The organism is Methanoculleus thermophilus (genome assembly GCF_001571405.1).
GTDB classification, from domain to species: domain Archaea; phylum Halobacteriota; class Methanomicrobia; order Methanomicrobiales; family Methanoculleaceae; genus Methanoculleus; species Methanoculleus thermophilus.
Map to the genome: position 1 here is coordinate 511,800 of NZ_BCNX01000006.1, position 11,335 is coordinate 523,134.

At 58.1% G+C, this 11,335-nt stretch carries 9 protein-coding genes; 4 read left to right on the forward strand and 5 right to left on the reverse strand.

Annotated features, from left to right (window positions below; translation table 11 throughout):
* Nucleotides 1-5 precede the first annotated feature (5 nt).
* Entirely contained in the window at nt 6-1,001 is a 996-nt protein-coding gene (cofG, locus tag MCUTH_RS05840; RefSeq protein WP_066956838.1) for a 7,8-didemethyl-8-hydroxy-5-deazariboflavin synthase CofG, read from the reverse strand.
* 185 nt (nt 1,002-1,186) lie between these two features.
* Here cofG and cofC point away from each other — a divergent pair, with 185 nt between their 5' ends.
* The gene (cofC, locus tag MCUTH_RS05845) at nt 1,187-1,834 is read left to right on the forward strand and encodes a 2-phospho-L-lactate guanylyltransferase (protein WP_066956841.1); all 648 of its coding nucleotides are present in this window, start codon (nt 1,187-1,189) and stop codon (nt 1,832-1,834) included.
* Here cofC and cofE read toward each other — a convergent pair.
* From cofE to glyA, 4 genes are read right to left on the reverse strand one after another with little or no spacing between them, the layout of a single operon-like run.
* A complete protein-coding gene (gene cofE, locus MCUTH_RS05850) occupies nt 1,760-2,566 on the reverse strand; it encodes a coenzyme F420-0:L-glutamate ligase (protein WP_066956844.1) in 807 nt (268 codons plus the stop codon). The genes cofC and cofE overlap by 75 nt on opposite strands.
* On the reverse strand, nt 2,563-3,378 hold the full coding sequence (gene folP, locus MCUTH_RS05855) for a dihydropteroate synthase (protein WP_066956847.1): 816 nt from the start codon (nt 3,376-3,378) through the stop codon (nt 2,563-2,565). Before folP ends, cofE begins: the two co-directional genes overlap by 4 nt.
* On the reverse strand, nt 3,354-4,205 hold the full coding sequence (folD, locus tag MCUTH_RS05860) for a bifunctional methylenetetrahydrofolate dehydrogenase/methenyltetrahydrofolate cyclohydrolase FolD (protein ID WP_066956849.1): 852 nt from the start codon (nt 4,203-4,205) through the stop codon (nt 3,354-3,356). The genes folP and folD overlap by 25 nt, the downstream gene beginning before the upstream one ends.
* Entirely contained in the window at nt 4,202-5,473 is a 1,272-nt protein-coding gene (glyA, locus tag MCUTH_RS05865; RefSeq protein ID WP_066956852.1) for a serine hydroxymethyltransferase, read from the reverse strand. The genes folD and glyA overlap by 4 nt, the downstream gene beginning before the upstream one ends.
* 189 nt (nt 5,474-5,662) lie before the next feature.
* On the opposite strand from glyA, the gene MCUTH_RS05870 reads away from it, so the two are divergent.
* The 3 genes from MCUTH_RS05870 to MCUTH_RS05880 are packed head-to-tail and all read left to right on the forward strand — an operon-like array spanning nt 5,663 to nt 10,525.
* Nucleotides 5,663-6,319: a hypothetical protein gene (locus MCUTH_RS05870; RefSeq protein WP_066956855.1), complete on the forward strand. Its 657-nt coding sequence runs from the start codon at nt 5,663-5,665 to the stop codon at nt 6,317-6,319.
* Between the two features lie 17 nt (nt 6,320-6,336).
* The gene (gene smc / locus MCUTH_RS05875; protein WP_066956858.1) at nt 6,337-9,780 is read left to right on the forward strand and encodes a chromosome segregation protein SMC; all 3,444 of its coding nucleotides are present in this window, start codon (nt 6,337-6,339) and stop codon (nt 9,778-9,780) included.
* On the forward strand, nt 9,773-10,525 hold the full coding sequence (locus tag MCUTH_RS05880; RefSeq protein WP_066956861.1) for a segregation/condensation protein A: 753 nt from the start codon (nt 9,773-9,775) through the stop codon (nt 10,523-10,525). The genes smc and MCUTH_RS05880 overlap by 8 nt, the downstream gene beginning before the upstream one ends.
* Nucleotides 10,526-11,335: the final 810 nt, after the last annotated feature.

The window sequence follows — 11,335 nt, forward strand, 5'->3', positions numbered from 1 at the left end:
TGAGGTTATGCACCCTCGCCCCTCTTGGATCCTGCAATCCTCTCTGCGAGTTGTCGGATCAGGGGTTCAAGGAGGGGAGAATACCAGCCCTTCTCGATGTACTGCGGGTAGATGCATAGCCGCTCCCGAAGTTCGGCGTCTCCGGCCACCCGTCGGAGTTCTTCGATCTGCGGCCAGGGGCGCTCGGGATTGACATAGTCGATGGTGAGCGGGGAGACTCCGCCGAGGTCGTCCACCCCGTATTCGATGAGTTGGGCTGCATCTGCAAGGTTTGGGGGAATCTGCACCGCCACATCCGCCGGAAGGATCTCCCGGGCAAGGGATATCGTCGTGCGGATCTCGTCTGTCCCGGGCGCCGGTGCATCCTCCATCGGTGTTCCCTGCTTTGGGCAGAAGTTCTGGACAATCACCTCCTGGATATGGCCATACCTGCGGTGGAGATCCCGGATGACCTGGAGCGACTCCTCGCGGTCCTCTTCTGTCTCGCCGATTCCGATCAGAATCCCGGTCGTGAACGGTATTGAGAGTCTTCCGGCGTTCTCGATCATCTCGATCCGAACCGCCGGGTCTTTTCCCGGGGAGTTCCTGTGCGCGGGAATATCGGCCGTCGTCTCGAGCATCAGCCCCATGCTTGCGTTCACCTCGCGGAGGCGGTCGAGCTCTTCGTAGGTGAGGATGCCTGCGTTGGTATGCGGGAGAAGCCCCCGCTTGATGGCCGCAAGGGAGAGGTCGTAGACATAGTCGAGGATATCCGCGTAACCGAGTCTTGCAAGTTCCGCGGCAAAGCCCGGCACCGCGCCGGGCCGTTCCCCGAAGGTGAAGAGGGCTTCCGTGCAGCCCAGGGAGGCACCCGTATCCAGGGTCCGGATCACTTCGTCGGGGGACATGATGCATCCCTCCTCGACCGGGGTCCGGAAACAGCAGTAGCCGCAGCGGTTGGCGCAGACGGTCGTTAGGGGGAGGAAGACGTTCCTTGAGAAGGTGATGACGCGGCGGTGCATGGATATATGTCGACACTTTCTAACATGAACTTTCGGGAGATGGTTGTTTTGAGAGATGATTGCTTGCGGGGAGATTTGATGGCGGTCAGTGTTCGTGAGAATGAATGATCGATGATACTTGATTGATACACGGGTTCGTCATGGTAACGATGCCTTTTTGATGCCGCCCTGACAACCGTTTCACGATGTACTTTCACGCGCTCATTCCCTTTAAGCCGGTAAACCCAAAAACGCGTCTCTCCTGCATATTGAACCAGGAGGAGCGGGAGGCGTTCGCCCGGGCGATGCTTGAAGATGTGATCGCCGCTGTGCTAAAGTCCGGGTGCAGCGCCACTCTGCTCTGCACACATCCCTTCAAACATGAAAACGCGCTCGTCGCTGTTCGAAAAGAATCCCTGAATGATGCGATCAACTGGGCGCTTGAGCAGTTTCATTGCCCGGCGCTTATCATCATGGCCGATCTCCCCCTGGTGACGGCCGGGGATATTCAACGGCTGATTCGCACCGAGAAGGATATGGCAATCGTGCCGGGGCGGGGTGGCGGGACAAACGTCATATTCTTAAAAAAGCCGCAGTGCTTCCACGCCGACTTTTACGGGGCAAGTTTCCTCGACCACCTGCGGGTTGCGGAGGAATGCGGTTTCTCCGTCGAGGTCATCGACTCGTTCAGGATGTCGACCGATATCGATGAGAAAGAAGACCTGGTCGAGATCCTCATTCACGGAAAAGGAAGAAAAAGCAGGGAGTTCCTGGAGAGATTAGGATTCTCTATTGTTCTTGACGAGAAGGGTCGGGTTGGTGTGCAGCGCGGCCCCCATAAAGAGGCACTCTGAGGCATCGATGGTGGCCACCCCCTGGTAGTCGCCGATAGGAAGCCCAATCCCGCGCACCACGGCGGCGGGGACACATTCACCTGCCTCCCCCATCACGAGTTCGGCGGCGGATGCGATACAGTCTGCCACCGCTCTCTTCGTGACCTCAAGTTTGCGGCCGAAGAGATCAGTCTTCCCGCGCTCATCGATCACCGAGGGGACGCCCGAACACCCGATGGCAACCCCGCTGCACCCCAGCCGCATCGCGTGCGTTCGCGAGTCGACGATGATGACCGCGATATCCACCCCCGACCGGTCGGTGATTGCAGCGCGTATTCGTGCCGCGGATGCATCCGGGTTGATGGGCAGGAGAACGACGGAGCCGGGCGGAGCGTTTGAGGCGTCTATCCCTGCGTTTGGAAGGAGCGTCCCGTTCTTCATACTGAGCAGGAATCCGGGGATGCCCCCGACGATCCGATCGCTCTCCCGGAGCACCACCTCGACAAGGCGGGGATCCATCCTGTAATCTTCTGCGAGCCGGAGCGCTTCTGCCGATGGTTCGATATCGGCAAGTTTCGTGACCCTGCCCTCGGCGGTGGCCACAGCGGACTCTGCAATGACCACGATATCCCCGTCCTCGAAGCCCCGGCATCCCTGGTCTTCGGCGGCCAGGATAAGGTGCGCGGCAATGTCGTCGCCGGGACGGATCAGTGGGGTTGCAAGCCCGTAGACTGAAAACGATGGTGCTGTCATGTTTTCCTCATCTTTGAATAGACTCGCAGGAGGTCGGCGGTCTCTGCCACGTCATGGCACCGCACAACGGCCGCTCCCGCCTCAACGAGCATCATCGTGAGCGCGAGGGTGCCTGCGAGCCGCTCATCAGGTTCTTTTCCGAGCAGGTCCCCGATGAATGTCTTCCTTGAGACCGCGGCAAGCACCGGGCGGCCGAACTTTGTGAATGCCGCAAAATTCCTGCAGAGTTCCCAGTCATCTTCACTTGTTCTCTCCGGAATCCATCGCCCGATACCGGGGTCAAGGACGTACTCGTCAATCTCAAAACGCGCGCAACGGGTTACGACCGTCTCAAGCGCGGCGATGGTTGCCGAAAGCCCGACAGCGTCGCCGGGCTCCTTGAAACTTGCCATCGCAAATACCGGCAGCCCGGAATCGGCGATGGCCCTGGCGTATCGCTCGTCAGCAAGCCCGGAGATATCGTTTACGGCATGAATGTCGTGGCGAAGACAGGTCTCGAGCACCTCGGGGTAGCGGGTGTCCACCGATATGGTGATCCCGGTCCCGTCGAGTTCGGAGAGCGCTGCGTCCATGCGTTTTGCCTCCTCGGCGGGGGTGAGGGGAGGGGAGCCCGGGGCCGTGCTCCGGGCACCGAGATCGATCATATCGGCGCCAGTCTTGAGCATGGCAAGAGCCCTATCGTAGATCCTCCCGATCGGGGTGAAGGAGCCCCGGTAAAACGACTCGGGGCTACAGTTGATGACGCCCATCAGGCGAACAGGAGCACCACCGCCGATCCGGAGGCGGTTTACAACCGTACTGTGCTGTCGCATGTCCTCAGCTTGGCTGCCTTGAAGGTATTCTCCATCAGCGTCGCGATCGTCATGGGGCCGACGCCGCCGGGGACCGGAGTTATTGCTCCAGCACGGTCACGCACCGCTTCAAAATCAACATCACCGCAGAGTTTCCCCTGCTCGTCGTGGTTGATACCGACGTCGATAACCGTCGCTCCTTCCTTGACCATGTCCGGTTTGACAAACTTCGCTCTTCCAACCGCACTGATGAGAATGTCAGCACTTCTCATCTCGGCCTCGAGGTTCCTCGTCTTTGAGTGGCAGATCGTGACGGTTGCGTCGGCATTCAGGAGCAGGGCGGCCATGGGTCTTCCAACATCGATGCTCCGCCCGACGACCACCGCTCTCTGCCCTGCGGTTGGGATCGCATACTCTTTGAGGATCGTCATGATCCCCTGTGGGGTGCAGGGGGCAAAGACCGGGCTTCCGGCAAGGAGTCTCCCGAGGTTGCAGGGGTGGAACCCGTCCACGTCTTTCTCGGGCGCAACCGCCTCGATGACACGGGTGGTGTCGACCTGTGCCGGGAGCGGCAGCTGGACCAGAATGCCGTCGATGTCGGGATCGTTGTTGAGGCGGTTGATCGTCTCGAGCACCCGCTCAGTCGTGGCATCCTCCGGGAGTTCGATCCCGATCGACCCGATCCCGACCCGCTCGCACGCCCGATGCTTCATGCGGACGTACATCTGCGATGCAGGGTCCGTTCCTACGATGACGGTTGCGAGGCGGGGATAGAGTCTGGACTCCTCTATCTGCTCTTTGAGGATCTCAAGCCTCTTTTCCGAGACTGCTTTGCCATCAAGTATCATGAGACTTCAGGGTAAAGGGGATACTTGCTCGCAAGAGCAATAACCTCTTCTCTCACTTCGTTGATCGCTTTCTTTGAGGTCCGGTCTTTAGCGATATCCTTGATGACCCGGGCGATCCAGTGTCCGATCTGCTTCATCTCCTCCTCTTTCATGCCGCGGGAGGTGACGGCAGGCGTGCCGATTCTAAGCCCGCTCGTCACAAAGGGACTGAGCTGTTCTCGGGGGATGGTGTTCTTGTTCACGGTGATGCCTGCTTCCCCGAGGGCAACCTCGGCCGCGAGGCCCGTAAGGTGCTCGCCGTTGGTGGAGACGCCTGTGAGGTCGAGGAGGATGAGGTGGTTGTCGGTGCCGCCGGAGACGAGGTCGAGCCCTTCTTCTGCGAGGACATTTGCCATTGTCTGCGCGTTCTTGACAACCTGTTTGCAGTAGTCCTTATACGCGGGAGTCAGCGCTTCCTTGAAGCAGACCGCCTTTGCGGCGATGATGTGCATCAGGGGGCCGCCCTGCATGCCCGGGAAGACGGACTTGTCGATGGCTGCGGCATCTTCCTTGCTGCACATGATGGCGCCGCCGCGGGGGCCGCGCAGGGTCTTGTGCGTCGTCGTCGTCACAATATCTACGACTCCGACCGGGGAGTTGTGGTATCCGGTCGCGCAGAGTCCGGCAATATGGGCGATATCGGCCATGCACCGCGCGCCGACGCTCTCTGCGATCTCCTGGAACGCCTTAAAGTCGATCTCGCGTGGGTAGGCGCTTGCACCGCAGACGATCATCTGTGGTTTGATGATCCGTGCCATCTCCTCGATGGCCGCGTAGTCGAGTCTCTCCGTCTCCGGGTCGACACCGTAGTGGAAGATGGAATACCAGCGCCCGGTGATGTTGACTGGCGAGCCGTGAGAAAGATGGCCGCCCTGGGTGAGGCTCTGGCTCATAATCTTGTCCTTATAGTTGAGGTAGGCGAAGTAGACCGCCTGATTTGCCTGACTTCCTGAGTGTGGCTGGACGTTCGCATGCTCGGCACCGAAGAGCCGGCACAGCCGGTCGCGCGCCAGGTTCTCCACCATGTCGTGGAACTCGCAACCGCCATAGTAGCGCTTGCTGGGATACCCCTCGGCGTACTTATTGGTCATGATAGAGCCCATTGCTTCGAGAACCGCCTTGCTGACAACGTTTTCGGAGGCAATAAGTTCCAGCCCATTGATCTGACGCAGGCGCTCTTTCTCGATGAGGTCTGCGACTTCTGGATCGAAGTTTGCCAGACTAGACATATTAAAAAAGGTTGCTTTGGAGAGGTAATATTCTTTCTTTTGCGCGGGTTCGTTTACACGGATGAGTTACCCGGGGCTGCGGATTTTTCTCTCGGTTATGGCCTGGATAAAATGTAATAATTCTTCTTTCCGGGATTCTATAGTAATATTATTACGTAACTATTATCAAGGATTAGTTTGAGGGAGATAATGGCGCAGAAAGATGCAAGGATACGGTTTCTTGAGCGAGAACTCGCGGAACGCGAGAAAGAGATGGAGAAGATGAGGGAATACGAAATGCCGGTGGCGCCGGAAACGGACAACGAATACCTGCGCGATCTGGAGAGGAGGATACAGGATCTTGAGGCCATGGAGAGAGGGGGGCAGGATCTTGGGGCATTGGAGCGGAGAGTACGGGATCTCGAAGCCCTGGTGAAAGGTCTGATGGAGGAGGTCCTGGATCTCAAGACTGTGGTCATGAGACTCTCTAAAGAGAGGGATGAACAGAGAAAGGTGCCGCCGGTGACGGAGGGGAAGAAGACCGAGGTCACCATCAAAGCCGAGCCCCGCCCCGGAGTTGAGCCCCGGACCCCTGTGCGCCCGGTAGAGGTACAGGTACAGTCGGCCCGGCCCGCCCCTGAAGCATCAGAACTTGAACTGATCATGCAGAACGACGGGACGCTGAAGCCGGAGATTAGGAGACCTTCAGAGTACATCGTCGCGAGCACGAGACCCGGGACACTCCCGGTGCAGGGACGGAGGATGGGTGGCAGGATGGCCGATCGGAAGGCCTTCGTTGAGCAGAAGAAGCGTGTAATTGACGATATCATCCAGGCTGAGGATGACACACTTGACCTTGATCGGTAGCGAAAGGAGCCTGATCCTTGTACATCACGCAGCTTGAGATCGACAACTTCAAGTCTTTCGCCAGAAGGACGAAGATTCCATTTTTTGAAGGGTTCACCGTCATCTCAGGCCCGAACGGATCCGGGAAGAGCAATATCATCGACAGCATTCTCTTCGTCCTGGCTCTCTCGGGTGCACGAGGACTGCGCGCCGAGAAACTGACGGATCTGATCAACGTTAACTCCGGAAAGAACACCGCAGAGGTGACGATCACATTCTCTGACGGCACAACGATCCGTCGCCGGATCAAACGGACCCCGACGGGCTACTATAGTTACAATTACTTGAATAACCGTCTCTGCAAGCAGAGTGATGTCCTCGAGTACCTCGCGAAGTACGGGATCAAACCGGAAGGCTACAACGTCGTGATGCAGGGTGATATCACCCGCATCATGGAGATGAGCGATGGGGAACGCCGCAAGATCATCGATGAGATCGCAGGCGTCGCCGAGTTCGATCACAAGCGTGACCAGGCTCTCTCGGAACTTGAGGTGGTCCGGGAGCGTATTGAGCGAGAGGAGATCCTCCTCTCCGAACTGATAGCGAGACTGGATGCGCTTCAGCACGAGCGCGATCAGGCGATGGAGTACCGGCGCTGGCAGGAGAAACTCGATCACCTTACTCGATGCAGGGGAGCGGCGCTTGTGCGACAGAAAGAGGGTGAGATCGGCACCCTCCAGAACCTTATACTTGACCGGCAGGCGGAGCTCGAGCGCATCACCGGTGAGGCTGAGACTCTCAAGGCGAGAATTGATGAGGCACGCAGCCGCCAGAAGGCCGTTGACGAGGATATCAACCGCAAGAGCGGTCCCGAGTACCTGGAACTTGTCGGGCGGCTCGAGGAGGCGCGAGGCAGCATCAAGATTGCCGAGCAGACTATTGAGCGCCTGAAATCAGCCCGGGATGAGAACCTTGAGACGGTCCAGCGGATCTACATGGACAGCAAGCGCGCCGAGGCGAAGGTGGAGGAGTGTACCGGGCAGATCCGCAACCTCTCGATCGACCGGTCGAATCTCGCAATGGAACTTGCGGCGCAGCGAGAGAGAATGCAGGCGGTCGAGGCGCGCATCGCAAGCGAGAGCAAGGAGGTTGAAGGGGTCAAGGACCAGCTCTTTGCCCTGATGCAGGACCTTGAGGGCAAGAAGGAACTCCGCTCGAAGATACTCCGTGAGCAGGATATCTTCATCGAGAAGAGCCGGATGCGGACATCGGAGCGTGAGCGTCTGGAGGCGCGCATCCGGCAGATTGAGGAGGAACTTGAGAACAAGCAGGCGCAGGTCGCGGACTACTCTTCCTGCATGGCCGATTGTGAGGCACAGAAACGGCAGATCGAGCGCGATCTCTCCGAGACCGAGAGTGCGCTCTTCGCGCGGCGGTCGACACTGGACCGGTTAAAGAAAGAGATCCGGGAGACCGAGCAGAACCTGATGCGCCTTGAAGCGCAGCAGCAGGCGCAGGGCGATGCCGGCGGAAAGGCGATGGATGTCATTCTTGGGATGGAGGGCGTCCACGGCACCGTTGCCCAGCTCGGGAGGGCGCCGCCGGAGTACGCCACGGCGCTCAATGTGGCGGCGATGGGCCGGCTCCGCTGGGTGATCGTCGATACCGATGCGGTGGCCTCCGATGCTATTCGCTACTTAAAGGAGAACCGCCTTGGACGGATCACCTTCCTGCCGCTCAATAAACTCCGCCCCCCGATCCTCTCGCCGCTTGAGGCCGATCCCGGGATCATCGGTTACGCGGTCGACCTTCTCGAGTTCGACCCGGCGTTTGAGCGTGCGTTCCAGGTTGTCTTCGGCGCGACGGTGGTGGTGGACACCCTCGAGCGGGCCCGGCGGTTGATGGGCCGGTACAAGATGGTCACCCTTGATGGGGAACTCGTCGAGAAGAGCGGTGCCATGACCGGTGGGTCCCAGACCAAGCAGGTCCGGGGATTCGGTGTGGCGGTCGACGATGAGATCATGCGAGTCCGCGCGACGCTTGCCGGTCTTGAGGCTGAGGCTGCAGAGGTTGATGCGTCCATACGCCGTTATACGGCGGCCGCTGAGGCGAAGCGGGCTGAGCGGAGCACCCTTGATGAACAGATTGCCCGCTACCGGATGCTTGTCGAGGAGTTCCAGAAACGTATCGAAGTCCTTGCGGGGGAGAAACAGACTCTGGCCGCGACCTTACAGGAGATGTCTGACGCCGCAAAGACGGGTGGTGAGGAACTTGCGCGGCTTGAGGCGGATCTCGACCGGACGAGCGGTGAGATCGCCCGGCTCTCGGCTGAGGTGGATGCTCTCAAGAAGAAACTTGACGATACCGAGATCCCGGCTCTTACTGAGCAGTATGAGGGTCTCCGAAGATCCGTCGAGGATATAGAGCGCCGGCTCCGGAACAAGGATGCGGATATCAATGATGCCAAGCGCGAGCGGCAGCACTTCTTAAACCGCATGGAGGAACTTGCTGCCGAGCGGAGCCGCCTCGAAGCGAAGAACCAGGAGATTGCTGCCGATATCACAGCGGCCGGAGAACAGATCGAGAACCAGCGCCGCTTGATTGTCCAGCTTGAGGCACGCCAGAAGGAGTTCTCCGATGAACTTGCAGGACTTCGCGATGAGCGTGATCGCATCCTCGATGAGATCCGGGAACTCGACCGGCAGGCCCTCGAACTCTCTGGTGCGGTGGAGCGTGCCCGGATGCAGATCGATGCGCTCAAGGAGCGGGAGCGCTCGCTTCTCTCGGAACTTGAGGTGCTCAAAGAACAGGCCGGCGACGTGGAGACAGACCTTGACCTCGCCGCAATCGATGCCGGGATTGCAGAAGCCGAGCAGGCGATCAAAAAGATCGGCGCGGTGAATATGCTCGCAATCGAGGAGTGCGACCGCGTCGCGGCACGTGTCGAGGAGAGGACTGAAAAGAAGGAGGTGCTCTCGCGCGAGCGGACGATGCTGTTAGAGCGGATCGAGAAGTACGAGGAGATGAAGTACGATGCGTTCATGACGGCATTCAATGCGATTGATGCGAACTTCCAGAGGATCTTTGCGCGACTGACCGACGGGAGCGGGAAACTGGTTCTTGATAACGAGGAGGACCCGTTCTCGGGTGGCATGACGTTTGCAGTGCAGCCGCGCGGCAAGAAGGTTCACCTTCTTTCGGCGCTCTCCGGCGGTGAGAAGTCTCTCACCACGCTTGCGTTCATCTTTGCGATTCAGCAGTATATGCCCGCGCCGTTTTATGCGCTGGACGAGGTGGATATGTTCCTTGACGGGAGCAATGTCGGCCGGATCGCTGCCATGATCAGCGATCTCACCGGGAGTGCGCAGTCAATCATTGTCTCGCTCCGAAAGCCGATGATCGAGCGCGCCGATCGCATTGTGGGCGTGACGATCCGCCCGGACAAGAGTACGTACGTGACCGGTGTACAGAACAATGGATGAGGAGCCAGTTGAGATCCTGGTCGGCATGGCCGAGCGCGGCGAGATCGATCCCTGGAACATCGATATCGTGGATGTGACCGACCGGTTCCTCGCCGAACTCGACCGAAGGAAGGAACTGGACCTGCGGGTCTCGGGAAGGACGCTCTTTTATGCTGCGTGCCTCTTGCGCCTTAAGTCGGAGCACCTCGAGGGCCGGGATGAGGAGGAAGAGGAGTATGCTCTTGATGAGGAGGATGAGGCGCTCGGTGATCTTGACTTCGGGTTCGAATCAGGTGGCGGGATGGAGCCGATTGATCGCCTTGAGCGGGAGATCAAGCGCCGCCTGGGACGAAAGAACCTGCGAGAACGTCCACCGGTTACGCTCTATGAACTCATCAAGCAGTTGAAGACGGCGGAGAAAGAGCAGCGCCGAAGGCAGCGAAGAAGGGCGACTGTTGCCCGGGAGCCTGATCTCGATCTCAACGCGAAGGATGTCGTGGCGGTGGCGCACGATGAGGGATACCAGAAGGCTGTCGGTGTCGTGATGAAAGGCTACCGGGAGGCCGCGCGGGAGGGAGGTGTCCTGACGCTTGATGCTCTCTCAAAGGCCATGGGTCAGTCCCGGCGCGAGGTCTATATTCCGCTCCTTTTTCTTATGCTGGAGGGTAAACTTGTACTCTGGCAGGATGAGTTCTTCGGTGAGATCTATGTGAGCGATCGGTTACCCCCCCGTGATGCGGAGAGTGAGACTCCGGCTCGCGAATGAACGGTAAGTGCCGCGAACCCTCTGATTTTTGCAACGATTATGGTTGATTCTGGTCTGCGCTCCTGCGCGCGAGGCAACTAATTCTGTGCTTTACATATATACTCATGCCCCTGGTGTTGTGAGAACGGGGAGAGTTTAGGTGTCGATCTCGGCTCCGGATGCATGGTAGGGGTAAATGTATAAATACTAAAATGAACCACCTATTGTGGTCAAATCGGAGTAATTCACGTATCAGATCCTGCTTTTGTGCAGAATCTGCTTCGTATCCGATGTTCATGGGGGTCCAAGCGTTCTGCTTGGATCCGACGGGGCCGGGAAAGTTTTATATAACATTGGTTACAACATAGTAAGGCTGTGCTGTCAGGGGCTCTGGATCGTGCAGCCCGATATGGGTGGTCTGGTCCGTGCCCCTCAACTGCTGTGAGGGGCCAAGTTCTGGCTTGGCTCTGATGCGGGTTGACAATGTTTATATGCTTCAAAGTTCAACATCTAGTCTCAAAAAAAGGGGTTCTCGTTGAGTTTTGAAGCGAGACCTGAAGCAGAGACGCAATGTTTATATGTAATGAAGAACAAACATTGCTTCCTGCGTGGGTGAAGACTGATTTCCCTGCACCCAAAGGATATGAGGATTCGAGATTGAGTTTCGAATCTGATATATGGGATGATGTTTGAATAGATATAATAAACATTGTTTCCCTGTTGATGGAGAACTAACAAGACCGTGCTTTGAGCCGGGTTGGTTCTGACGTTGGCATTGGCAATGCGGAATTTTGTCCAGTAACCGCTAATTCCGTCCCAAGTTAGGTTGAT

What these genes read in the sequence shown, in the direction of transcription:
- glyA (WP_066956852.1), bottom strand. Translation starts at nt 5,473, where the DNA reads ATGTCTAGTCTGGCAAACTTCGATCCAGAAGTCGCAGACCTCATCGAG.
- folD (WP_066956849.1), bottom strand. Translation starts at nt 4,205, where the DNA reads ATGATACTTGATGGCAAAGCAGTCTCGGAAAAGAGGCTTGAGATCCTC.
- cofE (WP_066956844.1), bottom strand. Translation starts at nt 2,566, where the DNA reads ATGACAGCACCATCGTTTTCAGTCTACGGGCTTGCAACCCCACTGATC.
- folP (WP_066956847.1), bottom strand. Translation starts at nt 3,378, where the DNA reads ATGCGACAGCACAGTACGGTTGTAAACCGCCTCCGGATCGGCGGTGGT.
- MCUTH_RS05880 (WP_066956861.1), top strand. Translation starts at nt 9,773, where the DNA reads ATGGATGAGGAGCCAGTTGAGATCCTGGTCGGCATGGCCGAGCGCGGC.
- cofG (WP_066956838.1), bottom strand. Translation starts at nt 1,001, where the DNA reads ATGCACCGCCGCGTCATCACCTTCTCAAGGAACGTCTTCCTCCCCCTA.
- MCUTH_RS05870 (WP_066956855.1), top strand. Translation starts at nt 5,663, where the DNA reads ATGGCGCAGAAAGATGCAAGGATACGGTTTCTTGAGCGAGAACTCGCG.
- cofC (WP_066956841.1), top strand. Translation starts at nt 1,187, where the DNA reads ATGTACTTTCACGCGCTCATTCCCTTTAAGCCGGTAAACCCAAAAACG.